This window comes from Thalassomonas sp. M1454 (genome assembly GCF_007097525.1).
Taxonomy (GTDB): Bacteria; Pseudomonadota; Gammaproteobacteria; order Enterobacterales; family Alteromonadaceae; genus Thalassotalea_A.
This window is the reverse complement of sequence record NZ_VKDD01000004.1, coordinates 144,105-169,790: the sequence shown is the minus strand read 5'-3', so window position 1 is coordinate 169,790 and position 25,686 is coordinate 144,105. Positions and strand designations below refer to the sequence as shown.

Here is a 25,686-nt window from a genome sequence, read left to right as displayed (position 1 = left end):
CGTACTTAGCCTAATAGTTAATCAGATTACTGACCAAACGCCATAAATGCCGCTTGCATTTCATCAATACCTTGCTTCACCGCTTCATCTTTTAACACCCATGCCCACCAAGACGATAGAGTTTCAAAGTCTGCTAAAATATTTTCACAGCCATAAATCTTAGGCGTAGCAATAGTAAAGTACATGGTTGTCGCTAGGGCAATATCACCTAAATTCAAGCTACGCTGCTGAAAGTCACCTTGAAGTTTTAATAGTTGCTCACCCTTAGCTAGCTCAGCTTTAATTGCATTAACTTCCTGTTCTGCATCAATATCTGTTTTCATCAATAAAGCTTTAAACATAGGGAATAATGACGGCCCCAAATGTAAATCAGCATAGCGGCCTAGCATCGACATCTGCGCTTTAGCAAAAGCATCGCTTGGCGACAAGTTAGAGCCTGAAGTTGTTTGCTCTAAATACTCCATGATCACCCAAGATTCAGTAATACACTGACCATCATCGAGCTCTAATACCGGAATTTTACCAAGTGGATATTTAGCAAAGAACTCTGGAGTACGAAGTGCAGGCTCTGGTGCACAAACTTCAATTGGCAGGTTATTTTTGGCAATTTGAATGCGAACCCTAGTAGCATAAGGGGAAAAATTAGAGCTTAATAAGCGCATCGAGCTTCCTTTTATTCTTGTTGTTATTTTATTATTTTTATTGTTTACGGATTAATTAGATGCATACCAATTGCAGCATTTACGATCAGTCCAACCCAAATTAAATAAACAAATGGGCGTACTTTAGCTAAGGTATTTTGCAATCGTTTATCTACTTCAGGGCTTGGGCCGTTTTGCATCATTTCGACAAAGTCTGGTACAAATGGTTTTAGCATTACTCGAATACCTAAACCACACATAACTAAAGCAGCAAAAACAATCAGTTTCCACGCTAAATATTCGGCATGAACCACTAAAGGTGAAGCCGATAACAGTGTATCTAAGGCGGCAGCAAAGCATGCAAGGATCACCACAATTCTAAATTTAAAATCGAACTTAGTTAGTGGTGCCACAAATGCCTTACCATGGCCAAAGTGAATCGCTAACACCATAGCTAACCAAATAGCACATACTAACCAAACAGCAACCATGCCCCATACAGGCATAGTGATTAAGCCATTGTTGTAAGCCATTTGAATACCTGGGCCTAAGATAAGAGCCATACAGATACGAGGCCCTTGATCGACGCCCATCATAATAGTTAATGCGGTGCTTCTTTGCTGCGCTGACAGGCCTTCTTTAGCTACAAATTTCGACGCATAAAAAGTACCTAAATCGCCACCTAACCAGTATACGAAAAATACAATGTGTAATAATTTTAATAATAAATATTCGGTCATTCGACTTACCATGAACACCCGTTATACAACAGGTTTTTGAGTTTATATGCTATGTATAACAAGGATTTGATTAAAGGGAAATGACATTAGACAACTTGCATTTGTTACATTTGTTCTGTATCTATAACATTATGGTTTTAGATGTATTTTTAATCATAAACATCAGATACAATAAGCAATTAAAAAAATAATGGCATCTGGCGCTAGTAAATATTTTAAAAGAGTAGATATAACAATATGACATTTGAAGAATTACTTAATGACCCGCGTTTGGGTCAAGCACTAAAAAGTGACGTTCCAACTCCTTTGTACCATCAAGTTTATTTGTTCTTAAAAGAGAAGATTCATTTAGGAGATATTCCTTTTGGAGAAAAGATGCCAACTGAGCATCAATTATCCGAAGCGTTTTCTGTATCTCGAATTACTGCCAAACGCGCCATGGATGAGTTAGCCGAAGAAGGTTATATTTCTCGTCGTCGTGGTAAAGGTTCACACGTTATTTATAAAAACCGTGCCGAGCACGTAGCTGCGCCATTATCTGGTTTACTTGAAAACCTAAAAGTTTTAGGACAAGAAACGCAAGTAAAATCTCTTGGTTTTAAACGTGCGATTCCGCCATTAGATATACAAGAACGCTTTGGCATCGGCCCAGAAGAAGAATTGATCCAATCAATTCGTGTACGTTCAAATGATGGCATCCCATTTGGTTATTACGTAAGTTGGACTCGTGATATCGGTGATAGCTACAATGAAGATTCATTACAACAAAGCACTCGTTTAGAATTATTTAAACAAGCTGGGGTTCATTTAGATAACGTAGAGCAAAGCATCACGGCAACGCTTTCTAATATGGATACAGCATTAGTTTTAGACATCCCAACCGGTCGTCCATTATTGTTATTAGACCGCTCTATGTACGATAGCGAAGGTAAGTTGTTTGATCACCTGTACGCTATTTACCGCCCAGACAAGTATCAATTCGACATGAAATTCTCAATGAAATAAAAGCCGCCAAGATAAAATCAAGGTGTCAGACACCTTGATTTCATGCTTTTTGTAGAGTGATCTGCCAAAGCATTTCAGGTGTTTGTTGCCAACTATATTGGCTTAAAATACCATCTTTATTTAAGAAACATTGCGCCCCTTCTTCCTGATAGTGCTCACTATTAAATTGATACTTTTTACCTTTGCCACTAAAACCTAAGTACTTTGCATTACGCTGATCAAAACTTGGCTTTAACTTATCGTTGTAGCTAGCTGTTAAGCGAATATCTGGCACTAAAACTTGTGTTGTTTTTGACTTACAAGCCAGTAACATCTCTCCAGTAAATATTCGCAATAATGGAAAAATAACCATACCTGGATTTTTACCATGCTTTTGAAAAATATCTCCAGGGTGAGACTGTACCAATTTCCAATTTCCTTCATTGTCTAACTGATATTTTGCATCAATATCATCATTATCGTCTTCACTGTAGCTAAGCTCTATAGTTTTATTATTTTCAGTAATATGCGCTTTTACCGAAAGTTTCATCGCATAATTTTTACTATAACGCACGCTACGAACAATAGTAATATCGCCATTTTTTAATATTTGCCAAGGCTCTTCAATATCAGTATTTTTACCATTTAATTGATATAAATAGGTCCCTTGGTCAAACACGGTAAAATGTTGCTTTTGAATGTTTGTTAACGGGGTAAATTTGTCTAATAATGCTAAATTCATAACTATCCTTGTTTAGCTAATAACTTCAATTAATTCGATCAACAAACCATCTGTTGTTTGCGGGTCAAGATAAACCATTTTTTTACGGCCCATATCAATCACGCCATTTGGCGTAACATGCCCAGGGGAAATATTTTTAGTAGCTAAAGCAGCAACAGCTCCTTCAATATCAGTGACCTGCCAGGCGACATGGTTGATACCTGCTCCGCCACTGGCGCTATTATTTAATAAGGTTTTAAATTCTGCGCTAATTGGTTCAATTAATTCAAACTCACAGCCTTGAACATTAATAAATGCAAAGCGAGTTAACACTTCAGGACCACTAATTTCATAATCAGGGAAAATAATAATATCGTCATCAGTTACCCCATATACACGCTTAAAATTATCTACTGCTTGCTTTAAGTTAGGCACAATATAACCTACATGTTGCAAACCAATAATATGATCTTTTAACTGTTTATGAATTTGTTCATTACCCATAATGTGAAAGTCCTATTTCAGTATTTTCTGCTTCTAATGCTTTAACAAGTGTTGCCGTAGGCTGCCAAGGGCGATGAGCAAGTAAGTCAGTATTGGCAGACATAAGTTTATTTGTCGCCGCATGCGGATGTATCGTTGCCAAGGTACTGTGCGATACTTGCTGGGTGACTAGTGGGTTATTAATATAACCGTCAAATTTACGCTCTTGCCACGGAGTAAGGATGGTAAAATCTCTTTCAAGTGTTGCAATAACACCAGCATATTCAACGTCATCAAAATGTTTCGTTCTACTTGATGAGACAACACATATGCGGTTTTCTGCTGCCCTTGAAAGTAACCCGTATTGGGCTTCCCATGGCTCTTGAATATCGATTGGACAAACGAGTATATGCACACCTTTTAATGCGGCAACTTTAACTATCTCGGGGTAACTCGCATCATCACCGGTTAGTAATGCAATTCGTCCTAAGGGCGAATCGAATGTGCGTAATTCAGCACCATGATTACTCCAGCCATGGCGCTGGCAAAAGTGCAATAACGGCTGACTAAATAAAATACCTTCTTGGCTGATTAATACTGCCACTAAGGTTTCTTCTATTACTATTGATGTAGCAATTACTTGCTCTTTATTTAGGGCATCGGCAATACTTGTTATGGCTTGTTGGCTTAAACTTTCAGCTGTTTTGATATTGCCAACTTGCGCATTTTTAGCAAAAAACAATTCAGGAAGTACGATTAGTTTTGCTGCTTGTGATTTAACATATTTAACTACTTGCTCTATTTGATTTTCACCATAGATAAGTTCATCACTATCTGCTGTATCTACGCCTTGAAATAAGCTGACATCGACAGTATTGGCACCACCACTGCAATCAACTTGTGCTGCATCAGCGGCAATTTGCTGATACAGCTCGGGGCGACGATTGGCAAATAAATCAGTGCCATCTGGTCTGCGTTTACTATTCGCCAGTGACAAGTCGATATCAGCATAGACAACGGCTTCAGTATTGGCCGGGGCTTTGGCTAACACCTTGCCGTTAGGGTCAACAATTTGACTTTCGCCTGCGCCCATTAAAAACTTTTCAGGAATATTGGTGGCTTGAGCTACATCAGATAAAATTTCTTCTGGGATCAATGGGCCTACTTTATTGGCTGCAGCTAAAAATACTTTATTCTCTGGCGCTCTTGCTGGTACATGCAAGCTGGCTTCATCAATGGCGAAGGAGTTTAGTGAGTCACAAAATAATTGTGCTCCACGCAGGGCAAGTGACCGAGGGGTTTCAAAAGTAACACCATCGCGACATGGAAATATCCCTAATTTACCGTATTTTGTGGCAATTACTGGCGACTCTGTACTGGCTCGTACAAAAAAATCATTCTCATGACCCATTAAGGTTTGCTTATCGGCAGTAACAAGTAACTCCCCCTCAGGAGAGAACAAACAAGAGGTTACTGTGATGTCCGGGTAAGTGCGGCGCAAGCTCACATTAATGACCACATAACTATTAAATTTCTTGGCACTTTTGGCAATAGCATTAAGAAATTCACCATCAAGGTCTAACGCCAGTTGCCATGCATGCTCCTGATTTTCATACCAAGATAGCGCATTACAAAATTCTGGCATTACCATCAAATTTGGCTTTACCTCAGCCCCTTTAGCTAGCATTCGTAAACAAGTATCAAGGTTTTCTTCAACGTTTAAAGTACTAGCAAACTGCAATACGGCAACTCGGAGTTTATTCATAGTTTTAACCAACCATCCCATTAGCAAAAATCATTTTTAACAAAATATATACAAGCAACATTTGACACATTGTTATAATGTTAATACATTATAACTATTGAAATCATCATAAAACAAATTAGGGTACAAATGAAAGTTCTTATTTTAGGTTTAGGGCATGTTGGTAAAGCAGTCGCTGCCAAATTAAAACAAGATGGCCATACAGTAGTCGGGACAACGACAACACCAGCAAAGGTTGCCGAGTTAGAAACGTTAGTTGATCAAGTGTTTGTTTTAAAGGGCGCAGAAACTGACAAAGTCGCAGCAGCAGCACAAGGTTGTGACGCAATTATTGCAACTGTAGCGCCTAATGTAAGAAATACTCGCACTAAAGAAGAGCGTGAAGTGCATTATCACGAAGCACTTGAACTAAGTTGTCAAAGTGCAGCACAAGCTTGCCCGCGCGTAATTTTCTTATCATCATTCTCTGTGTATGGTGATGGCGGCGAAGACAGCGCGCCTATTTCAGAATTGACGCCAACATCAAATCACGAAGAGCCTTCTTCTAAGTATTACCAAAAAGCCGAGCAACAAGTACTTGCTAATGAGCAAGGCTGTGTACTACGTTTCCCTGATATGTATGGTGCGCCAGGTGATATAGATTTTCCACAACGGGTAAAAATGGCGATTGAGTATTTTGGTGGTAAAGCTATTTTTGGCGCCGATGCACCACTTTACGCCATTCATTTTAACGACGTAGTTAGCTCGGTTTATCACGCACTAACTAATGACTTAACCGGTACTTATAACGTTTGTGACAATGACAATATCCCTGAAACAAATAAAACCGTATTCGATGCTATTTGTGACGACAATGGCTGGGCACGTTTAGAGTTTTTAAATCAAATTAAAGCACCTAATCGCAAAATTTCTGCCGATAAGTTTTATGCCACTGGTTATAAAGTTGCCCACGGCGATCCGAACGCAGAAGTGGTAGCTAAAGCAAAAGCGAGCGCGTAACTATTATGGCAAATGTAGTAATAACAGGTAGCACCAAAGGTATAGGCAAAGGTTTAGCTATTGAGTTTGCTAAGCAAGGTCATAACGTTTGCATCAGCGGTCGCAGCCAAGATGATATCGACAGCTGCATAAACAGCAATCCTGACTTAGCAGAAAAAATCTCAGGCATTACCTGTGACACCACCAATAAAGCACAAGTACAGGCTTTATGGGATTTTGCTAAACAGAACTTAGGAGCGGTTGATATTTGGATTAACAATGCCGGTCTTGCCCGCACAACTTGGTCAATATTAGATATTCCTGATAATGAAATTAGCAACATGGTAAACACTAATATATTAGGCACTATTAATTGTTGCAGAGTAGCGGCGCAAGGTATGAAAGAGCAAGGCTCAGGTAAATTATTCAATATGCTTGGTGGTGGTAGCGATGGAGAGTATTTCCAAGGAATGGGTATTTATGGCACCACTAAACGAGGCTTAGATTACTTTACTAATGCGCTAGTGAAAGAGCTTAAAGATGACAATATCATCATCGGCAAAATTCGCCCAGGCATGGTTATTACCGAAGGTATGGTAAGAGAAGCAAAACAAGATTTAGATGATTTCAATAAACGTAAAAAGTTCGCCAACATTCTTTGCGACACAGTAGAAACCGTAGCGCCTTACTTAGTAGAAAACATCCTTAAATTTAACAAAAGTGGTAATAAAATCGCTTGGTTAAATCCGCGCAAAATCACCTTAAGAATGATTAGCTCGATGGTAAAAAAACCTAAAGATAAATTTGCCGAATTCGGCTTATAGGAAAATAAAATTATGACAACAGCAACCGCAAAAAATAAAGAAACTAAAACTTTAGATGAGTTTTTAGCAGAGAATCCAAACGTAGATGTTAGCCGCTATTGGGAACGTTGTTGGGGAATATTAACTGAGCTAAAGGAAAAAATCACAAAGCGTTTTCCTCATTTAGATCAAGACCCAACTACCTTTGATCGTGAATATTACACATCGCCAAATGGTGAGTTTGAAGGTTCATATAAAGCTTGGACCGGTAATGGCGTTGAATGGTTAGTAAATTCTTGGATTGGTAATCGTAAAGCCAGTATTTTAGATATGAATACCACTGCATTTTTGGGCCAAGAAACAGATGTTCCGCACTTAGTTATTGTATTTGGTACCGTGCCGCACTTGTTCTGTTACTGCGATTACACCCCCCGTAAAAACTTATTAACCGATGTTGATTACCTAGACAAATACTACGGTGATGAAGTTAACGATTGGTACATGAAACTACGTAGCCATGAAAACTTCCATTGGTCGGTAAGTCACGGCAACTACATGCGCGCTTTAATTAACCCAGCAACACAAAGCTTAATGGGTGAGTTAAACGATGAAAACATCGACATTTTTGAAAAGTACTTACACGAAATGGTTGACCGTTGGTTAGGTTGGTTAGAAAACGCCACGCCAGTACCTGAGTCAGAACGTGAAGAGTTACGCAAAAATGACCACATTATCCGTGAAATGGGTTACCGCCGTGATCCAATGAACAAACTTGCTGCCAATGTATTTGGCGAAGAAGAAGTGCAAAACATGATTCAATTGCGCATGGGTAGTGAACAAATGAAAAAGGTTACGGGTAAATAGCCTTAATCGTTAACTAAAGCAACGAGAATTAATTATGAATTCAGCATCAATATTAGGCATAAATTTAGTCGATGGCGTTAAACGACGCCACCTGTTCGCCTATTTTATTGCTGTGCTTATTTCTTCCGGTTATGCCGGTGCCATGTCAATCCTGCAACCTGGTTTATTACAAGTAATAGGCATAGGTTATCAAGATCAGGCACAGCTAACCGGTATGCTTGGTGCGTTACAAGAAACCATATTCATTATCATGCTTGGTATATATGGCGTATACGCTGACCGTATTGGTCGTCGTTATGTTTATACCTTTGGCTTACTAACAACTGCAATCGGCTTCGCACTTTATGGTACTGCAGAATCAGTTGCTGAGTTAGTCGCGTATCGAGTCATCGTTGCTTTTGGCTCGGGCGCTATGGTTGGCATGATGGTTACTGTGATTGCCGATTACTCAAAAAATGAAACTCGTGGTAAAGCCAACGGCTTACAAGGAGTTGTTGCAACCTTTGGTGCATTTATACCACCAATTCTTGCAACCCTACCAAATCAATTTGTCAACTCTGGCTATACCGAAGCGGCGGCTCAACAAGCAACATTTGCTATTGCTGGTTCTATGGGTGTAGTTGGCGCGGTAGTAGCATTTTTTGGTTTATCTAAGGTTGCCGGCACGGTGATTCAGGCAAGAAAAGAATCACTAGCTAAACAATTAAAACTCGGGGCTATTGAAGCGAAAAATCCTAAAGTAGCCCTTTCATATGGTGCTGCCTTTATTTCACGTGGCGATCTTGCTGTAACTGGTGCCTTTATGGGCTTATGGCTAGTACAGTTTGGTACTAAAAATATGCAAATGAGTCCTAGCCAAGCAATGAATGAACTCGCTGTTCCCGCCATTTTAATGGTGGTACTGGGTGCATTAATTGGCTCTGTAGTAATGGGTTATTTCAGCGACAAAGTTACTCGTGTTCGCGCAGTAAGTGTGGCATCAGGTTTAGCTGCAATCATTTATAGCGCGATGTACTTAGTAAGTGACCCTACACAGCCTTGGGTATTAGGGCTGTTACTCGTGATGGGAATAGCTGAGATCAGCGCGTTTGTTTCAAGCCAAGCATTAGTCGGCGAAAGTGCACCACAAAAAAGAAGAGGCGCGGTTATTGGCTTCTTCGGTGTTGCTGGCGCTGTAGGAATTTTAGTAGCGACCGCTGGTGGTGGCGCTTTATTTGCCAACTATGGACCATCGACACCGTTTGTGGTTTTTGGCGCACTTAATTTTATCGTATTTATATGGAGTTGTTTTGTTAACTCAAGCGAGCAAGAGCAAACCGAGCAACGACCAACACAACAAGTTTCCCAAGGAGAGTAGTATGACTGCACAAAAAAAATCAATGATAACCGAAGAGTTTGCCCGTCATGTTGATAGTGGCTTAAAACAAGATACAAGTACCACTTATAATGAAGTATTGCAGCTTCGTGATGACATCTGGACTTATATTTCTAACGAGCTAGATTTTGAAGAAGATTTTGGTTGTAAAGATATCGAATCGTTCTCAGATTTAAATGGTGAGCATTTAGGTAGAATGCGCAACTTCACCGGTGCAAAAGACACACCTGTAGATTGGGTTATCCATTCAGATATTGGCCAACCGAAAAACACTTTCACTAATATTCATTTAACTTTTTGGATGAAAGACTGCACAGACGTACCTCACTTAGGTATGGCATTTGGTACATTACCAGAAGCATTTTATTACATCGATATAATGCCTAGATATGAACTGGTAACTAACCCAGAGCACTGCGTTAAATATTATGATGATTTAAACCCAGTTGCATTAGCTCACCAAAGCGAGCTGTTTGAACAAGGTGTTAAGCCTTTCCATGCGGCAATGCCATTTATTCGTGCTAGTTTAAGCCCTTGTGCTGTAGCAGGTGTTGGTCCGTTAAACTTCTTCCAAGACTGCGCTAAAGAAAAAATTTGGGCTGTAGTTAAGCATTGGGTTGAGCTAGTAAAAGCCGCTAAAGTTGATACTGACCAAGCAGCTTGTGATGAGCGTCGTCACCGTGATTACCAGCAACGCAAATCTATTGTTTACTTAGATCCTGCTAACCCTATTGCAGAACGTATGGTTGGTAAAGAAGCAGCAGATCGCCTAGTTCGCATTTTAGCGGGTGAAGAGCGTAATGGCGCAGCTTACAGCCATGATTAAAAAAATATTACTTACTCTTGTCGGAGTAATAATATTTAGCATTGTTGGGGTGTCCATCTGGATGAGCATCCCCTTTGCTTATCAGCAAGAAACTACGACGGCAAGCTTACAAAGCAATAACCTAGTTACAGTTAAGCAGGGTAAGTTTATTGAATTTATCCCTGCTGCTGATACAAGTATTGGCTTAATATTTTACCCAGGAGGTAAAACTTCTGCCGAAACGTTTGCACCACTAATGCAAGAATTTGCCAAACAAGGAGTGTATAGCGCTATAACGCCAATGCCTCTTAAAACGGCTTTCTTAGGCATTAACAAAGCGGACGATGTTATTGCGGCTAACCCGCGCATCAAGCATTGGTATATCGCAGGTCATTCACTTGGTGGTGTTGCTGCAGCAGAATATATTAAAGCTAATGCCAATAAACTTGCTGGTATGTTACTTTGGGCTTCTTATCCAGGTAGCGATATAAGTGCGGTTAACTTACCTGTGTTAAGTATTTACGCAGATAAAGACTTACAGTCGACACCTGCTAAAATTGCCCAGTACAAAACTTTACTTGCGACAACGACCGATTACGTAGTTATTAGTAATGGTAATCACTGGCAGTTTGGTCATTATCTAGATGAATTAAATCAGCAACAAGGTTTAATAACAAGAGATGAGCAACAGCAACAAGTACTAGAGCAAAGCTTATTGTTTATTAACAACAATATTCAATAGTAAAACATTGCTAAGCAGATATAAAAACAGGAACCTAAGGTTCCTGTTTTAGTTTATAAATACTAATACTTAAAAGACCTAGTTTCTTACCAAGGATAAACCTTACGCTCACGATAAAAATCCCCACTTGGGCCATCACTGCCTAAAGTTGCTAACCACACAGGTGTATCAGCACCCTGCTCTGGTGTTAATTCTGCATCATCACCACCTAAGTTAGTTTTTACCCAGCCCGGCGCAGCAGCGTTAATTTTAATATCGGCGTAGTCTGCCAGTTCGATCGAAAATATTTTAGTAATACAATTCAAAGCGGCTTTTGATGCTCTATAAGCCAGTGTCATGCCCATTTGCATACCTTCTAAACTAGCTAACTCTGTAGACATATTCACAATACGGCCATAACCTGTTGTTTTCATATGGGGCAATACTTGCTGAATTAAATTTAGGCTCGCAAAGCAATTAGTTTCCATAGTTTGTTTCACTACATCCATGCTTACATCGCTACCCGGAACCCATTGGTCAACAGCAATACCAGCATTATTAATTAGCACATCTATTCGCTGATGTTTGGCAATTAATTGGGCAATTAATGCATTTGCTTGCTCATAGCCGGTAACATCTAACACATGCCCTTCAACGCTGTAACCGGCACTTTTTAATGTATCGCATTCTTGTTGCAATAGATTTTTATCGCGGGCCGTCATTATTACATGCATATCTTGCTCTGCTAATTTTTGACTAATCGCTAGGCCTATACCTCGATTAGCTCCGGTTACCAATGCAATTTTTTGTGCTGTCATTTTTATCTCACTATAAACATTTGATCAAAAGGGTTTATTTATTGCTACAACCATATTACTATATTGTTATAACTTTATAACAAATAAAATTTAAAAGGAATAATTATGTCTATCGATTATTACGGTTACCGCAAAAAGTTCGCTTTATTAGTACCAAGTACAAATACAGCAGTTGAAACTGAATACCATATGATGTGTCCTAAAGGCGTTGTACTAGCAACTCGTGGTTGTGTTATACCTCCTTTTAAAGTAACCAACGAAGAAGAGTTTGTTGGCATGGTTGAAGCCATTGGTAATGCAACCGAACAAGGCCTTGTTGATGCACTAACTTGTCGTCCAGATCACGTTATTTTCGGTTATTCAGCAGAAACATTTTGGGATGGTAAAGAACGTTCTGATCGTGAATTTGCTAAATATAATAATATCGCTAAAGAGCTAGGTAATTGTGAAATCACTTTCGGCGCACAAGCAATTATGGATGCACTTAAATGCTACCCTGGAGTTAAAAAAATTGGTGTAGTAACACCATATATGCCTGTTGGTGACAACATGGTGGTTAAATTCTTAGCAGATATTGGCTATGAAGTTGTGCGTATTGAAGGTCATAACTCACCAGGTCCAGTTGATATTGCTTACGAAAGCTTTGGCAAAACTCGCCAATTAATTAAACAAGTAGATGGCGATGACATCGACTTAATTTTACAAGCTGGTACCAACTTACACTTTGTTGAATTAGCTGCACAACTAGAGCAAGAGCTAGGCAAACCGGTATTAGCAATTAATGCCCTTACCTTCTGGCATGCTCTTCGCTCAAATGGTATTCCTGATCGCATTGAAGGTTTCGGTTCTTTGTTAGCTGAACACATTGCTATTCCTGAGTAATAATCAAGGCTGCCTGTAATGGATCACAAACAGAGATTACGACAAGCACTTAATGCACCAGGGATTATTAAAGCCCCTGGTGTATTTGATGGTTTATCAACTCGCTTGGTAGAAAACGCTAACTTTGATGTTGCCTTTGTATCGGGAGCCGGCATTGCCTTCTCTCGCTACGGTATACCAGATATTGGCTTAGTGTCGATGAGCGAAGTTGCTTCTACCATAAGTGCCATGCGTGAAATCAGTCAACTGCCGTTATTGGTAGATATAGATACTGGCTTTGGTAACGCGATAAATACCATCAGAACAGTAAAAGTGCTTGAACGTGCAGGCGCTACTGCCATGCAAATGGAAGATCAGTTAATGCCAAAGCGTTGTGGTCATATGAAAGGTAAGCAAGTGGTTCCTGCCAAGGAAATGGTGGGTAAAATTAAAGCCTTTGTAGACGCAAGAGCAAGCGAAGATACATTGCTTATTGCTCGTACCGATGCATTAGGTGTAAACGGCTTTGATGATGCTTTAGAGCGAGCTCGCCAATATGTTGATGCAGGTGCTGATTTATTATTTATTGAAGCACCTAAAACCATTGAACAAATGCAGATTATTGGTAAAGAGTTTGGTGATAAAATACCGCTTGTACATAACCTAGTTGAAGGTGGTAATAGTCCCGTTAGTAACAGCGCCGACACGCAAGATTTAAATTACAAACTTGCCCTATACCCTGTCGCGCTATTACATGGGTTTATTCCAAAAGCACAAGATTTGCTAAACCACATTCAACAAACCGGTGACACAAGTAGCTATCAACAACCGTTATGGAATTTAAATCAAATTAATTCGCTACTAAATGCAGAACAAATGTTGGCAGAGGCAGATCAATATAAGTAAGTATTTGCTTAAAGCTATGGTTTAAATACCATAGCTTTTCAATTTGTCTTGTTTAAACCAGTTAAAACAAAATCCCCAGATCATTTTATAGGTGGGTAATAACTTAATAAACGTGCCATTGCCTTTATCCCTAACAATACGCTTTACTAGCTCTTCCCCGCAATTCTCTGCTGATTGGCCAAACAATCTAAACATAACTCGACCTTCAGCACGCCAACGCTTTTCGCCCATAGCTTTCGCGTCATTAATTACCATCGGGGTAATTACCATGCCAGGGTTTAGCCAACCAATAGCCACATTAGTATCTTGCTGCTCTTTAGCAACACCATTAGAGAAATATCCAACAGCTCGCTTAGTTGTACCGTAGCTAACCATTGTTGCGCGTGTAAAGCCATTTTCGCCCATACCTGCGGTATTATAGATTCTGCCACCACCTTGAGCTTTCATGCGGTTTAAAGCCACATGAGTGCCAATAACAACGCCATTAATATTTACATCATTAATTCTTAGTAGCTGTGTTAAGTCAGATTCAGCAATGGTTTTATTGGTTGCGCCTAAACCTGCGTTATTAATCCAATAATCAATCTTGCCAAACTTATCAATGGCTTGCTGCCAAAGGGCTTGAACTTGCTCAGGCTTGGTAACATCACAAGTGATACTATGGATTTGTTGATGATTGGCATCACCACAAATACTGATTTTACACTGCGTTAATGCTTGGATATTTAAATCGCTAAGCACAACGTTAAATCCACGCTTAAAAAACGCCCTTGCCATGCCAGCACCTATGCCACCGGCACTGCCAGTAATAACAACGGTTTTATTATTTGCTTGCAAGCTAGTCATAGTTTTTTAGCCTTAGAGTTCGCTCTCTGCCTTATCACTATTACTTGCGATTGCAGGTGTTAAGTGGTTATTTTTAAGTTCATTTATCGGCCATGCGATGTAAAGTAAACCAACCAACACCCCAATAGCCCAGGCAATACTAAAGCCACCAAGACTGAGTAATGCACCTGCGATAATAGGCCCGACAACTCGTCCCCAAGCGCCCATAGCGCTTGCCGCGCCCATAATTCGGCCACGATATTCTAACTGTGTGCGCTGCGATATAAGTGAGTTCATTACCGGTGTACACATACTTGCGCCCGTAATGGTTAAAAAGAAACTAGCAATCATTAATACTTGTGTGCTTGATAAAGTGGCTAGCAAAAATCCACAGCTTAATAAGGCGATGGCACCTGTTAGCACTTGTATCTCACCAAAACGTTTAGTCAGTATACCAACAACTTTCGCTTGCATTGCCGCCATGGCTAAACCTTGAATACCAAAAACAATACCGATTTCTTTTGGCCCCCAATCTAAAATTGCGCCCATCCATAATGGGAATAAATAACTCACAATTGAAATAACTACTGAGTGAAATAAAAACTGGCTTACTAACCAACGATTTCCGCTCTTCGCCAATATTTTATAAGTACTGGTTTTGCCATTATCTTCTTGCCATTGTTTTGCCGCAGCTCGCTTATCGTTGGTATGTGATTCTTTCAAGAAGAACAAAGCAAAAATACTTGCCGAAGCTGACAGAGCAGCAGCAACCATACAAGGCACAAAGAAATTAATATCATCACCAGCTAATACGCCGCCCATAAACGGCCCAACTACCATACCTAAACCAAAGGCAGCACCTATTAGCCCCATAGACTTAGCTCGGTTTTCAGGTGTGGATAAATCAGCCACCATAGCCGAAGCCACGCCATAAATACCGGCAACACTACCCGCTAATATACGAGCAAAATAGACCATAGCTAATGACTCAGCATTGGCCATTAAAATATATGAAATACAAGTAATTAGCAGACAAAAAATAATCACCGGTTTACGGCCTATTTTGTCACTGAGTTTACCCCATAAAGTACCGACAAGACCGGCACAAACCGAGTAAATAACAATAATTAAGGCAATATCAAAGTTAGTTGCACCAAGCTTTGGCGCCATAAAAGGTAAGATAGGAATTATCATACCAAAGCCAATTAAATCTATAAAAACGGTAAAGAATAAAAAGCGCATTATAATTCCTGAGTCACTTTAACAAGTGAATTTATATAGGCAATGAAAATCAATAAGATTAATTTTCCATTGCGTTAAAAAAGTATGGATGTTGCTGTTTGTGGCGTTGTTCAAACTGCTTAATTTTGTCAATTTTAGCTAGTGTTAAGGCGATATTATCTAAGCCATTAAGTAGTTTATGACGACGCATAGCATCAACGCTAAAGTTAATCACCAGATCATTCACCAGTAGTTGCTGATTAATTAAATCAACGCTGATGGTTAAGTCATGCTTTTGGCTTAACTTAAACAGTAAGTCTATTTCATCTTCTGATAAAGCAATGGCCAAAACGCCATTGTTAAAGCAGTTATTAAAAAATATATCGGCAAAACTTGTCGCAATAATGACCTTAAAGCCCATATCACGTATACCCCAAACCGCATGTTCGCGACTTGAACCACAGCCAAAATTATCTCGTGATAGTAATATAGAAGCATTTTGATACTGAGGTTTATTCAATTCAAACTTAGGGTTCTTGGTGCGAGTAGTGGTATCGGTATCGACTTCACCTGCATCCAAATAACGCCAGCCATCAAAAGCCCAATCTCCATAGCCAGTTTTGCTAATACACTTTAGGTATTGTTTTGGCATTATGGCATCGGTATCTACATTGGTTCTATCCATAGGGGCAACCAAACCGGTATGCGTCGTAAATGCTTGCATTAAGTTAGCTCCCTTATATCAACAAAATGCCCTGCAATTGCTGCCGCAGCGGCCATCGCTGGAGACACTAAATGGGTACGCCCACCTTGGCCTTGTCGACTTTCAAAATTACGATTAGATGTTGATGCACAGCGCTCTAATGGTTCGAGTTTATCTGGATTCATCGCATTACACATTGAACAACCGGCATAGCGCCATTCAAAGCCTGCAGCGCTAATAATCTTATCTAGACCTTCATCTTCGGCTTGTTGCTTAACTAAGCCAGAGCCAGGCACTACCATGGCGCGCTTAATAGTATTGGCAATCGTTTTGCCTTTAACCACTTTTGCAACAGCGCGTATATCTTCAATACGGCCATTGGTACAAGAGCCAATAAATATTTGATCTAACTTTAATTGAGTTAGTGGTGTGCCACTAGAAACGCCCATATACTCATGGGCTTGTTGCCATTCTGCAACTTTTGCTGCATCGTTTAGCGCAGACAATTTTGGCACAACCTCGGTAACCGCAACTACTTGATCTGGCTTGGTGCCCCAAGTAACTTGTGGACAAATATCTTGTGCGTTAAGCACTAACTCTTGATCAAATTGGGCATCTTCATCGCTCACCAATGTGCGCCATAAATTTAATGCTTGTTGCCATTGTTCGCCTTTTGGAGCAAATGGCTTATCTTTTAAATAGTTTTCGGTAACACTATCAAACGCAATAATTCCCGAACGAGCGCCGGCTTCAATGGTCATATTACAAACCGTTAGCCGCCCTTCCATTGACAACGATTCAATCGTGCTGCCTGCATATTCAATCGCGTATCCTGTGCCACCTGCGGTACCTAATTTACCAATCACATATAAAATTAAATCTTTAGCAGTAACGCCAAAAGGTAGGTCACCATTGATGGTAACACGCATGTTTTTGCATTTTTGCTGAGCTAAACACTGAGTAGCTAATACATGCTCCACTTCTGAGGTGCCAATGCCTTGGGCTAGTGCAGCAAAGGCGCCGTGTGTTGATGTATGGGAATCACCACATACTACTGTCATCCCAGGTAATGTTGCCCCCTGCTCTGGACCAACAACGTGCACAACCCCTTGACGGTGGTCGTTCAGTGAAAATTCTTTAATGCCATGATCTGCGCAGTTTTTTGCCAGAGTCTCAACTTGAAGTTTGGCAATAGGGTCAGCAAAGCCGGCTAACCCTAGTTGCCTATCATCGGTTGGGACCTGATGATCTGGTGTTGCTAAAATTGTATCGATACGCCAAACATCTCGTTGATGTTGTGCTAAGCCATCAAAGGCCTGTGGTGAGGTGATTTCGTGAATAATGTGTCGGTCAATATAGATTAAGGCATTACCTTCATCATCTATATCAACACAGTGCATATCCCATAACTTATCATAAAGTGTTTTCGCTGTAGCCATAGTTATACCTAGACTAACGGCTGGTTTTTTTCTAACTGCAGTTTACGCCATACATGTGCACGGCCACCAATTTGTTGGTTTAGCATATCACCAGCTAGTTCACTCACTTGCATTAATTTTTCTAAATCAATACCCGTTTCGTAACCCATTTGATGCAACATCATCACAACATCTTCTGTTGCTACATTGCCAGTTGCCCCTGGTGCAAATGGACAACCGCCTAAGCCACCAAGTGAAGCATCAAATTTGCGAATACCAACAGTTAATGCCGCGTAGACGTTAGCAACGCCCATCGCTCTGGTATCATGAAAATGACAAGCAAGTTTTTCAACTGGCACTACCGCAGCTAATTGCCCCATTAAATCAGCTACAGCTGCTGGTGTGGCCGCGCCTATAGTGTCGGCAATAATAATATCTTGCGCACCTGCTTCGCTTAATTCAGTGGCCATTTTAATCACTTGCTTAGCATCCGTTTTACCTTCAAACGGACACTGCCAAGCAACAGCAATACAACAAATAACGTTAATATTATCTTCTATGCCTTGCGCAATCATAGCCTTGGTTTGAGTTAAACCATCATCAATCGACATGCGCACATTTTTTTGATTCATGGTTTCAGTCGCACAAACCACCATCATTACTGACTTAGCGCCTGCTTGTTTAGCAAGCTCATAACCTTTGGCATTAGGGATCAGTGATTGGTACTGAGCTTTACTTTGCGTATCAGCAGCTAGCTGCTGATAAATATCGCTGGCACCTGCCATTGCAGGAACAGCTTTTGGCGATACAAAGCTACCAACCTCTATATGGCTAACACCTGCAGCAGCTAAGCCTTTAATAATATCGGTACGTTGACTCGGGCTAAGAATAGTTGCTTGATTCTGCAAACCATCTCTTGGTCCAACATCAGTGATCGTTACAAAGTTTGTCATTATTATTTACCAATCAATTTTCGCCAAAGTTATTATTTAACTATGCCAGAATTACGTAGCTTCTCGATTTGCTCAGCCGATAAATCAAGTAAGTCAGTTAATACTTCTTCTGTATGCTGACCAATATGTGGTGCCGCTGAGAAAGTATCTTCGTGCGAACGCGACATTTTTATTGGGTTACCCGGCGCTTTAGTCGACTTACCATCTGGATGATGAATATCTACTACCATGTTGCGATGCAGTACTTGTGAATCGTTTAATACATCACTAAATTTATTCACTGGCGCACATGGAATACGAGCCGCTTCAAGCTGATCTAACCAGAACTTATTAGTATTGGTTTTAAATAGTTCGGTTAGGGTATTATCGATAAATGCTTTATCGGCAAAACGCCCCGGTTGGCCATCATATTTAGGATCATTAAATGCTTCCACGTTAACCACTGGTTTAAGGTTCTGCCAGAAGTTATCGGTAATTACCGCTAGGATAATATGACCATCTTGAGTTGGGTAACTGTTGTAAGGTACGTGGACAAAGTGGCCGTTACCAATTGGGTATGGATCTTCACCAGAAAGTAAGTGCATTGTCGCCATATAGTTAAGCATAGAAACCTGACAATCAAGCATTGAGATATCAACGTGTTGTCCCTTGCCAGAGCTAAAGCGTTCAACAACGGCGCCTAAAATTCCCATAACACTAAACATACCACCACCAAGATCGCCAATAGGAATACCCGCACGAATTGGTGTATTTGGATCGGTACCAGTAATTGACATGCCGCCACCAAACGCTTGCGCTACTTGGTCAAATGCTGGACGCTTATGGCCAGGGCCGTCTTCACCAAAACCAGTGATTGAACAGGTGATGATGCGAGGGTTATGTTTTACTAGTGTGTCGTAATCTATGCCTAAACGCTTAGGCACACCAGGACCAAAGTTGTTAATAACCACATCGACTTCAGCGGTAAGTTGATAAAACAACTCTTTACCTTCATCCGTTTTTAAATCGATAGCAACTGAGCGTTTATTACGATTAAGAGTAATGTAGTAAGCACCAAAACCATCAAGAGAGTTTTTAGGATCTGTAGCTAGCAGCTTACGTGTACCTTCACCTTTAATTGGCTCTACTTTAATAGTATCCGCACCCATATCGGAAAGTATCATCGCGCCATAAGGGCCAGATAACATATGGGTTAGATCGATTATTTTTAATCCTGCTAATGGTTTACTCATTACATCTCCAAACACTAGTTCTTAAAACAAAGAGAGATAGTCAAACTAAATTAAACTCTTTGTTATATCAATATAACAAAGTATGCCAGTAAGGTTTGGACAATGCAATAATGTGCTTGCTGTTAAAACAACTTATTCGCCTTTTGTTTGCCTTTTCGCAATTGGCAAAAGCAATGCACCAAGAACAAGGGCAACTAACAGTAAAATAATTGGGATGCGGACAATTTCAGCCACTTGAGCGTAGTCATCACGATAGAAAAATATCACCAAGGCAACAAACGCCGCGTTGCAAATATAAAGTGTACGTTTACTTAAGCCCAAGCCATAAATTTGGGTCACCATAAACAAGGTTAAAAAGCCAAAAGCAAACATTGGCCAGATGTCATGATATACCGAAATATAAGCCACAACAGCACCGTGGATCAGCACAAAGGTTTCTAGTAATACGGTCCAATATCTTTGCTGATGGTAACGAGTAAAGATTAAGCTTCCTTGTACCAAAATAAGAAGTGTATAAAACACGCCAAGTAAGTGTCCGGCGTTTATCTCGATAGGATGAAACCAAAAAGTAAATACAATGGCCCATGAAAAATAATAACCGTGATATTCTTTAACTAAATAGCGCACGCTATTTAAAAAACTCAACTTCTTGCCAAATATTAAACCGCGACGCTGGTTTTCAAGAACAAGTACCAAAGAAAGCATAATAATAACGGCAAACTGGCCACTAAATACGTGCATCTCTTGGGCTAAGCCATCATAAAAAAGTTTCGTTTGCAGTACGTGTAACAACACAAAGAAAAGGTTTCCGCCTAATGCAATATAATTGTATTTATGCAACTTGTTGGTGTAGCTAAGTTCGCCAGCTTTAACCTTGCTTTTTGCTGTGTAGATAAGCCACCAAAAGAATGCTTGGTGTAAAATGAATCCGCCCCATGCAGTAAGCCTTGTTAGCCAAGTTGGGTCGGGTAGTTGCCAGTAATACCAAGTTGGACCTTTGTCCGGAAGGAGTTCTAAGTGTGCACTATAAGGACCTACTAGCCAAATAAAGCCCATAATAACTGCGCAGCATAATATGAGTAGATTAATTGTTCTTGGCATAGCACGACCTTTTTAGTTTTTATTAATCCGTTATACGAAAAAATTACGATAACGGATTAATTTGCGCATTACTCTTTATATAGGCTAAAACTCTTCCAGCAATCGACCTTTACCAGTAATTTTATCGTTTATTCCACATGCTCTAAGCGCATGCCAAACAGTGGCAATATTGATTGGAATAAGTGGCTTACCAAGAATATGCTCGTAAGTTGGGAACAAGTCGACCGTAGAAAGGTTAGTACCACATTGAATAATCGCATCAACGCTATCATCGTTAACTTCTTCAATTGCAGCGACAACTTCTTGAATACTTGTTTCCGCAATAGCCGTTGCCGATGGACGGTTTAAGCCTTTTACTTTGTGCACTTCAAAGCCGATATCAGTAAAGAAGCGAATAACGTTTTCATCACCGACCTCAGGGTAAGGCGTTATCACTGAGATTTTTTTAGCACCAAATTTATTTAGCGCATCTTTCATTGCTCCAGCACCTGTAGTTAAACCTATATCACCTATTTGGTCTTTGATTTCTTGTTCGAAAGCAATGTTACCGTCTAAGCCACCCCAGAAGGTTTCAGCTGACATACCAAGCATAATGTGATTCACTTTTGCGCTTAAAACGTTCCTAATTGAACCTGGGATCTCACCACGCATAATCTCTAAAAAACGTTCGAAAACATCATTTTCATGCTCGCCTGTTTTTTCCATTTCATCCGCCCAATTGCGCAACTCAATGAAAAAACGCGATGGATGCCAAGTTACACCATCTAAGCCAAACTTTTGTAAGTCGTATTCAACACCTGTATTGGTAGATGGGATAATGACACCGATTTGTGCACGGCGTGCAATTTGATAATTGTCCATATTAAATTCCTTCGACAACTTATACCAATCCTCATGAAAAAGTAGACCACTTAATTAAGAGAACTGGCATTAAATAAATATGTTTCTAATAAACTATGTTTGGCATTTATACACAATGACAAACAGCATTATTAAGGCTTCTAAAAGAATAAAGGCTGGATAACCAGCCTTTAAAAAAATTTAACTACGAGGTAGCTTTAATGATTTTCCAGTTTCTGGGTTAATCGGTGTTTTCCATAGGAAAGTAAAAATACCGATAAACAACAGTAATACTATTGAACAAGAGATTGGGTAAAGATCTGGACGTACCCAAAACTCGTTATACCAACCCCAAAGCGTCGTAATTTCAAAGTTATACCAAGCAACACCACCAGCACCGATCGCATAACGGATCATTAAGCCTACTTCGGTTTGCTTACTATGCTTGTATAACAAATAAAGGGACCAAACCAATATTGCAGCTGAAAGTACATAGGTAAACATATGATGAGTACCAGCAATGCGAGGATCTAATGTAAAAATCATTAAACAATACATAAACCAGTTAACAAATAAGTATTCACTGGCTGCAATACGTGATGTTTGCGGCTTTATACCAGCTGTTGGCTTACCTAAACCTTCACGAAGACCTAATGTTTTGCGGATCCAAAGTAACATACGACAACGCATATCTTTTTGGAACATAGTGGTAATAAGCATGAATATTAAAAATATTGATGTCATTTCTAAAATAACATGTGAACCCAATAGAACAGGCGTGCCCTCTGCATCTTTAACCATAGGAATGTCATTGGCTTTTTCAAAAAAATGAACTCCCATTTCAAACCAAGAATCCCAAATAAGCATGGCCCCAAAGAAACCAAGTAATGAACCTTTCACCTCATCTTTTTTAAGACCTTTATAAATTAACACCACGCCGATACATCCAATAGCTATTGATACTAAATACTTCCAGGTTGCTGAATCAGGGATCACATAAATAAAAGTAACCACAAACATATGGCTAATTGGCTTTTGTAAAGTTACGAAAAAATATACCAGTAAAGCCATAAATACTGTATTCGAACGAATACTGGCAAACCGAGAAGTTGGGGAAATAACATCAGTAGTCACAAATATCTCCTAGAAAAAATTGAAAAGAAGGGATGCAAAAGCATCCCTTGGTTTTTATACTCTAACTATTATTAGAAAGAGTAGCTAGCACGAATACCAGCGGTACGAGGTTGTGGTAATGTATATTGCGTACCCCATGGAACACTTGAACCATTAGGGAAGAAGCCGTAATCAACGTTACCTAAAGCTGATTTGATTTTATCATCATCAAATAAGTTTTCTACATAAGCAATCACTTTCCAGTTTTTGCCAATTACACCTACGTTTAGGTCCCACTCATCGTATTCTGGTAAATACGCTTTCTCACCACTATCAATGTAGCGTTTAGAACGGTACTGACCAAACAACTCAGCAAAACCTTCAAGTGAACCAAATTCTTGTGTGTACTTGAAGCTAGTTGTTAATGAATGCTCAGCCGACAATGGTAATTGATTACCGCTGTAATCACCTTCGGCATTACCCGACAATGCTTGGTCAACTTTAGAAATACGAGCTGGTAAACCAGATGCTGCAATTGCTTCAGATACGTTGAAGTCTTCGTATTGAGCATCAGAATAAACATAGCCAGTCGTCCAAGTAAAGTTGTCAGACATTAACCACATTGCTTCCATTTCAAAACCGGTTACTGAAGTTTCACCCGCATTTATAGTAGCTGTGTTTGCCATACCTGTTTGTTGGTCTACAACAGTAAATGGTGTTTGTTGGTCAGTGTAATCCCAGTAGAACGCAGCAATACTCACCATTGCATTATTTTCTTCAGAGAATGCTTTTGCACCAATCTCATAAGCCCATAATGTTTCTGGCTTATACTCACCTGAAGATACATCACCATTACCATCAGCAGTATTAACACCACCTGGTTTAAAACCTTTTGCAGCTGAGGCATAAGTAAATACCGTGTCATTTACTTGCCAATCAAGAGATACACGAGGTACAAATTCAGTATCACTTACACTGTTAGTCGTATGGTAGTTCGGATTTGGCACCATAGCACCAAATGGAGGGATTGTTGGATCATAAATTTGTGAATTATCTAATTCATGTGCCGTTAAGAAACCACGGTCATCTGCATCACCAGTATAATCAAGTGTTTCATCAATGTAACGACCTTCTAAAGTGATATTCATGCTATCAGTTAACGCGTATTTAACTAAACCAGCAACAGACCAATGCTCGGTATCACGAGTTAAAGGTGTCGCGCGGTTATCAGCACTTGGACCAGTATTGGCTGCCGTAATAAAACTTGTATAAGGTGATTGAGCAAAGATAGCTAATAAAGTTGGTACATCAACACCATCTCGCATCCACCACTGAGAGCCAAACTCAACATCCATTGACTCTTCCCAGTAAAGTACAGAAGCAACCCAAGATAATGTTTCGTCACCACCAGACAAACGGAACTCTTGGCTAAATTGTTCAACTTCATAGCCAGTATCTGAATCAGATGACATACCGTATTGTGTTACTGGTGGAATAAAGTATTCAGGAATACCGCCAGGTAATGCCCATATACTATAGTCTGTTAAATCGAAATCTTCTTGAATATAAGTATCATTTTGAGTGATAGACGATTGCGACATAAAGCTAATGTCGTTATCAAAATCCCACTCAAGTGTTAAAGTGCTACGTAAGTTTTCTACTTCAGTACCTGAGAAACCTTTACCTGTACGAGGGTCGTTAGATAAATCAATCTCAGATTCATCACCATCTAAGCGACCAGCAACAAATGGACGACACGGAGCGAACATTTCTGGAGTAGCACCAGGTACAAATGGTGCTAAATCAGCAAAACTATCCCAGTATGGTTGTGCTTGTGAACAGTCAGCACCCTCTTCGTAAGGAAGCAGTACAGCTCCACCGTCAACATTTAAACTACCTGTTGCAAATGGGTTAGTTGCCATATCCGCAGGCGTACCTTGATTCATAGAACGACGTAAAACTACTGGACGTTGGCTATATTCTTCATCTGAATATTCTGTACGCCAGTAAGCCGTAAAACTATCATCAACATAATAAAGACTTAATGCACCACCGACACTTTCGCCAGCACCTAAATCTTCACCATTATTTGGATTATCATATGCACCGTCAGTTTCCCAGCTAGCAACTTTAATACTTGCCGCTAACTTTTCGGTTAAACCACCTTCAACTAATAATGCAGCTTCTGCAGTGCCGTTTTCATCACCATTAACATCGACTTTAGCGCCAAAATCAAAAGATGGGCGCTTAGTAACGTAGTTAATTGCACCAGAGAATGCACTACGACCATAGTTTGCAGATTGTGGGCCTTTAACGATTTCTACTTGTTGCAGATCCATTAAACGCATGTTGGCGGTCATACCGCCACCGGCTAATGTAAGAGATTCTGAAGAAACATCCACACCGTCAACCAGAATGGCAACATTCGGACGACCACGTTCTGTAGTTAAACCACGAATGGCTGGACGAGTATCGTTTGGCGCAGCACCTACATCAAATGATAAAGCAGCTGAGTATTTTGAAACATCTTCAGTATTACCAATACCTTTGTTTTCGATATCTTCATGGTTTAATACGGAAATTGAAAGAGGGATCTTTTCAATTGTTTCATCCATTTTACGTGTAGTAACGCTGATTCGCTCCATATCAGAGTGAGACTCTGGAGCCGCGGATGTTTCTTGAGCTGCTTCTTGTGATGCTGCTTCTTCAGCAGCCATAGCTTGCATTGAAAATGCAGATTGCGCTAGTAGAGCTGATGAAACAAGTAACGATAGTTTTGTTTTCTTATACATGTTTTACCCCGGTGATTAGGCTT

At 40.0% G+C, this 25,686-nt stretch carries 25 protein-coding genes; 9 read left to right on the top strand and 16 right to left on the bottom strand.

Features of this window, described 5'->3' with window-relative positions; genetic code table 11:
• Window positions 1-26 precede the first annotated feature (26 nt).
• Both FNN08_RS10605 and FNN08_RS10600 read right to left on the bottom strand, forming a co-directional pair.
• Window positions 27-662, bottom strand: a complete 636-nt coding sequence (locus FNN08_RS10605) for a glutathione S-transferase family protein (protein ID WP_143585571.1) — start codon at window positions 660-662, stop codon at window positions 27-29.
• 44 nt (window positions 663-706) lie between these two features.
• Entirely contained in the window at window positions 707-1,381 is a 675-nt protein-coding gene (locus FNN08_RS10600; protein WP_143585568.1) for a hypothetical protein, read from the bottom strand.
• Between the two features lie 237 nt (window positions 1,382-1,618).
• Here FNN08_RS10600 and FNN08_RS10595 point away from each other — a divergent pair, with 237 nt between their 5' ends.
• The gene (locus FNN08_RS10595) at window positions 1,619-2,386 is read left to right on the top strand and encodes a GntR family transcriptional regulator (RefSeq protein ID WP_143585566.1); all 768 of its coding nucleotides are present in this window, start codon (window positions 1,619-1,621) and stop codon (window positions 2,384-2,386) included.
• 40 nt (window positions 2,387-2,426) lie between these two features.
• On the opposite strand, the gene FNN08_RS10590 is transcribed toward FNN08_RS10595, so the two are convergent.
• From FNN08_RS10590 to FNN08_RS10580, 3 genes are read right to left on the bottom strand one after another with little or no spacing between them, the layout of a single operon-like run.
• Window positions 2,427-3,107, bottom strand: coding sequence for a hypothetical protein (locus tag FNN08_RS10590; protein ID WP_143585564.1), 681 nt, complete (start codon window positions 3,105-3,107; stop codon window positions 2,427-2,429).
• Between the two features lie 12 nt (window positions 3,108-3,119).
• The gene (locus tag FNN08_RS10585) at window positions 3,120-3,590 is read right to left on the bottom strand and encodes a VOC family protein (protein WP_143585562.1); all 471 of its coding nucleotides are present in this window, start codon (window positions 3,588-3,590) and stop codon (window positions 3,120-3,122) included.
• Complete coding sequence (locus tag FNN08_RS10580) at window positions 3,583-5,334, bottom strand: carbon-nitrogen hydrolase family protein (protein ID WP_185962632.1); 1,752 nt, start codon at window positions 5,332-5,334, stop codon at window positions 3,583-3,585. The genes FNN08_RS10585 and FNN08_RS10580 overlap by 8 nt, the downstream gene beginning before the upstream one ends.
• A 129-nt stretch (window positions 5,335-5,463) precedes the next feature.
• On the opposite strand from FNN08_RS10580, the gene FNN08_RS10575 reads away from it, so the two are divergent.
• Genes FNN08_RS10575 through FNN08_RS10550 form a run of 6 tightly spaced genes read left to right on the top strand, consistent with a single transcriptional unit; the run spans window position 5,464 to window position 10,901 of the window.
• Window positions 5,464-6,333 carry an NAD-dependent epimerase/dehydratase family protein gene (locus FNN08_RS10575; RefSeq protein WP_143585559.1) on the top strand — a complete coding sequence of 290 codons (870 nt, stop codon included), beginning with the start codon at window positions 5,464-5,466 and terminating at the stop codon, window positions 6,331-6,333.
• Window positions 6,334-6,338: 5 nt separating this feature from the next.
• The gene (locus tag FNN08_RS10570) at window positions 6,339-7,136 is read left to right on the top strand and encodes an SDR family oxidoreductase (protein WP_143585557.1); all 798 of its coding nucleotides are present in this window, start codon (window positions 6,339-6,341) and stop codon (window positions 7,134-7,136) included.
• A gap of 12 nt (window positions 7,137-7,148) precedes the next feature.
• Window positions 7,149-7,979: a hypothetical protein gene (locus FNN08_RS10565; RefSeq protein ID WP_143585555.1), complete on the top strand. Its 831-nt coding sequence runs from the start codon at window positions 7,149-7,151 to the stop codon at window positions 7,977-7,979.
• 34 nt (window positions 7,980-8,013) lie between these two features.
• A complete protein-coding gene (locus FNN08_RS10560; protein WP_143585553.1) occupies window positions 8,014-9,336 on the top strand; it encodes an MFS transporter in 1,323 nt (440 codons plus the stop codon).
• Between the two features lies 1 nt (window position 9,337).
• Window positions 9,338-10,180 (top strand): hypothetical protein, encoded by an 843-nt coding sequence (locus FNN08_RS10555; RefSeq protein ID WP_185962631.1) that lies wholly within the window; start codon window positions 9,338-9,340, stop codon window positions 10,178-10,180.
• Complete coding sequence (locus FNN08_RS10550; protein ID WP_143585549.1) at window positions 10,155-10,901, top strand: alpha/beta hydrolase; 747 nt, start codon at window positions 10,155-10,157, stop codon at window positions 10,899-10,901. The genes FNN08_RS10555 and FNN08_RS10550 overlap by 26 nt, the downstream gene beginning before the upstream one ends.
• Before the next feature lie 86 nt (window positions 10,902-10,987).
• On the opposite strand, the gene FNN08_RS10545 is transcribed toward FNN08_RS10550, so the two are convergent.
• Entirely contained in the window at window positions 10,988-11,698 is a 711-nt protein-coding gene (locus FNN08_RS10545; protein WP_143585547.1) for an SDR family NAD(P)-dependent oxidoreductase, read from the bottom strand.
• 105 nt (window positions 11,699-11,803) lie between these two features.
• On the opposite strand from FNN08_RS10545, the gene FNN08_RS10540 reads away from it, so the two are divergent.
• Entirely contained in the window at window positions 11,804-12,580 is a 777-nt protein-coding gene (locus FNN08_RS10540; RefSeq protein WP_143585545.1) for an arylmalonate decarboxylase, read from the top strand.
• Window positions 12,581-12,598: 18 nt separating this feature from the next.
• A complete protein-coding gene (locus FNN08_RS10535) occupies window positions 12,599-13,465 on the top strand; it encodes an oxaloacetate decarboxylase (protein WP_143585543.1) in 867 nt (288 codons plus the stop codon).
• Window positions 13,466-13,486: 21 nt separating this feature from the next.
• Here FNN08_RS10535 and FNN08_RS10530 read toward each other — a convergent pair whose 3' ends face one another.
• From FNN08_RS10530 to FNN08_RS10485, 10 genes are all read right to left on the bottom strand, one after another.
• Window positions 13,487-14,311, bottom strand: coding sequence for an SDR family NAD(P)-dependent oxidoreductase (locus FNN08_RS10530; protein ID WP_143585541.1), 825 nt, complete (start codon window positions 14,309-14,311; stop codon window positions 13,487-13,489).
• Window positions 14,312-14,323: 12 nt separating this feature from the next.
• Window positions 14,324-15,532 carry an MFS transporter gene (locus FNN08_RS10525; protein ID WP_143585539.1) on the bottom strand — a complete coding sequence of 403 codons (1,209 nt, stop codon included), beginning with the start codon at window positions 15,530-15,532 and terminating at the stop codon, window positions 14,324-14,326.
• 58 nt (window positions 15,533-15,590) lie between these two features.
• Window positions 15,591-16,235, bottom strand: coding sequence for a 3-isopropylmalate dehydratase small subunit (gene leuD / locus FNN08_RS10520; RefSeq protein WP_143585537.1), 645 nt, complete (start codon window positions 16,233-16,235; stop codon window positions 15,591-15,593).
• Window positions 16,235-17,653 (bottom strand): 3-isopropylmalate dehydratase large subunit, encoded by a 1,419-nt coding sequence (leuC, locus tag FNN08_RS10515; RefSeq protein ID WP_143585535.1) that lies wholly within the window; start codon window positions 17,651-17,653, stop codon window positions 16,235-16,237. Before leuC ends, leuD begins: the two co-directional genes overlap by 1 nt.
• An 8-nt stretch (window positions 17,654-17,661) precedes the next feature.
• The gene (locus FNN08_RS10510; protein ID WP_143585533.1) at window positions 17,662-18,585 is read right to left on the bottom strand and encodes a hydroxymethylglutaryl-CoA lyase; all 924 of its coding nucleotides are present in this window, start codon (window positions 18,583-18,585) and stop codon (window positions 17,662-17,664) included.
• A 32-nt stretch (window positions 18,586-18,617) separates the two neighbouring features.
• Window positions 18,618-19,817, bottom strand: coding sequence for a CaiB/BaiF CoA transferase family protein (locus FNN08_RS10505; RefSeq protein WP_143585531.1), 1,200 nt, complete (start codon window positions 19,815-19,817; stop codon window positions 18,618-18,620).
• Between the two features lie 132 nt (window positions 19,818-19,949).
• Window positions 19,950-20,918 (bottom strand): hypothetical protein, encoded by a 969-nt coding sequence (locus FNN08_RS10500; protein ID WP_143585529.1) that lies wholly within the window; start codon window positions 20,916-20,918, stop codon window positions 19,950-19,952.
• 84 nt (window positions 20,919-21,002) lie between these two features.
• Window positions 21,003-21,779, bottom strand: a complete 777-nt coding sequence (locus tag FNN08_RS10495) for an Asp/Glu racemase (protein WP_143585527.1) — start codon at window positions 21,777-21,779, stop codon at window positions 21,003-21,005.
• 180 nt (window positions 21,780-21,959) lie between these two features.
• Complete coding sequence (locus tag FNN08_RS10490; protein ID WP_143585525.1) at window positions 21,960-22,892, bottom strand: hypothetical protein; 933 nt, start codon at window positions 22,890-22,892, stop codon at window positions 21,960-21,962.
• Window positions 22,893-22,963: 71 nt separating this feature from the next.
• Window positions 22,964-25,663 carry a TonB-dependent receptor gene (locus FNN08_RS10485; RefSeq protein WP_143585523.1) on the bottom strand — a complete coding sequence of 900 codons (2,700 nt, stop codon included), beginning with the start codon at window positions 25,661-25,663 and terminating at the stop codon, window positions 22,964-22,966.
• Window positions 25,664-25,686 lie beyond the last annotated feature (23 nt).

Bases quoted from the DNA above. Each gene is read 5' to 3' on its own strand.
- FNN08_RS10605 (WP_143585571.1), bottom strand. From the start codon at position 662: ATGCGCTTATTAAGCTCTAATTTTTCCCCTTATGCTACTAGGGTTCGC.
- FNN08_RS10600 (WP_143585568.1), bottom strand. From the start codon at position 1,381: ATGACCGAATATTTATTATTAAAATTATTACACATTGTATTTTTCGTA.
- FNN08_RS10595 (WP_143585566.1), top strand. From the start codon at position 1,619: ATGACATTTGAAGAATTACTTAATGACCCGCGTTTGGGTCAAGCACTA.
- FNN08_RS10590 (WP_143585564.1), bottom strand. From the start codon at position 3,107: ATGAATTTAGCATTATTAGACAAATTTACCCCGTTAACAAACATTCAA.
- FNN08_RS10585 (WP_143585562.1), bottom strand. From the start codon at position 3,590: ATGGGTAATGAACAAATTCATAAACAGTTAAAAGATCATATTATTGGT.
- FNN08_RS10580 (WP_185962632.1), bottom strand. From the start codon at position 5,334: ATGAATAAACTCCGAGTTGCCGTATTGCAGTTTGCTAGTACTTTAAAC.
- FNN08_RS10575 (WP_143585559.1), top strand. From the start codon at position 5,464: ATGAAAGTTCTTATTTTAGGTTTAGGGCATGTTGGTAAAGCAGTCGCT.
- FNN08_RS10570 (WP_143585557.1), top strand. From the start codon at position 6,339: ATGGCAAATGTAGTAATAACAGGTAGCACCAAAGGTATAGGCAAAGGT.
- FNN08_RS10565 (WP_143585555.1), top strand. From the start codon at position 7,149: ATGACAACAGCAACCGCAAAAAATAAAGAAACTAAAACTTTAGATGAG.
- FNN08_RS10560 (WP_143585553.1), top strand. From the start codon at position 8,014: ATGAATTCAGCATCAATATTAGGCATAAATTTAGTCGATGGCGTTAAA.
- FNN08_RS10555 (WP_185962631.1), top strand. From the start codon at position 9,338: ATGACTGCACAAAAAAAATCAATGATAACCGAAGAGTTTGCCCGTCAT.
- FNN08_RS10550 (WP_143585549.1), top strand. From the start codon at position 10,155: ATGGCGCAGCTTACAGCCATGATTAAAAAAATATTACTTACTCTTGTC.
- FNN08_RS10545 (WP_143585547.1), bottom strand. From the start codon at position 11,698: ATGACAGCACAAAAAATTGCATTGGTAACCGGAGCTAATCGAGGTATA.
- FNN08_RS10540 (WP_143585545.1), top strand. From the start codon at position 11,804: ATGTCTATCGATTATTACGGTTACCGCAAAAAGTTCGCTTTATTAGTA.
- FNN08_RS10535 (WP_143585543.1), top strand. From the start codon at position 12,599: ATGGATCACAAACAGAGATTACGACAAGCACTTAATGCACCAGGGATT.
- FNN08_RS10530 (WP_143585541.1), bottom strand. From the start codon at position 14,311: ATGACTAGCTTGCAAGCAAATAATAAAACCGTTGTTATTACTGGCAGT.
- FNN08_RS10525 (WP_143585539.1), bottom strand. From the start codon at position 15,532: ATGCGCTTTTTATTCTTTACCGTTTTTATAGATTTAATTGGCTTTGGT.
- leuD (WP_143585537.1), bottom strand. From the start codon at position 16,235: ATGCAAGCATTTACGACGCATACCGGTTTGGTTGCCCCTATGGATAGA.
- leuC (WP_143585535.1), bottom strand. From the start codon at position 17,653: ATGGCTACAGCGAAAACACTTTATGATAAGTTATGGGATATGCACTGT.
- FNN08_RS10510 (WP_143585533.1), bottom strand. From the start codon at position 18,585: ATGACAAACTTTGTAACGATCACTGATGTTGGACCAAGAGATGGTTTG.
- FNN08_RS10505 (WP_143585531.1), bottom strand. From the start codon at position 19,817: ATGAGTAAACCATTAGCAGGATTAAAAATAATCGATCTAACCCATATG.
- FNN08_RS10500 (WP_143585529.1), bottom strand. From the start codon at position 20,918: ATGCCAAGAACAATTAATCTACTCATATTATGCTGCGCAGTTATTATG.
- FNN08_RS10495 (WP_143585527.1), bottom strand. From the start codon at position 21,779: ATGGACAATTATCAAATTGCACGCCGTGCACAAATCGGTGTCATTATC.
- FNN08_RS10485 (WP_143585523.1), bottom strand. From the start codon at position 25,663: ATGTATAAGAAAACAAAACTATCGTTACTTGTTTCATCAGCTCTACTA.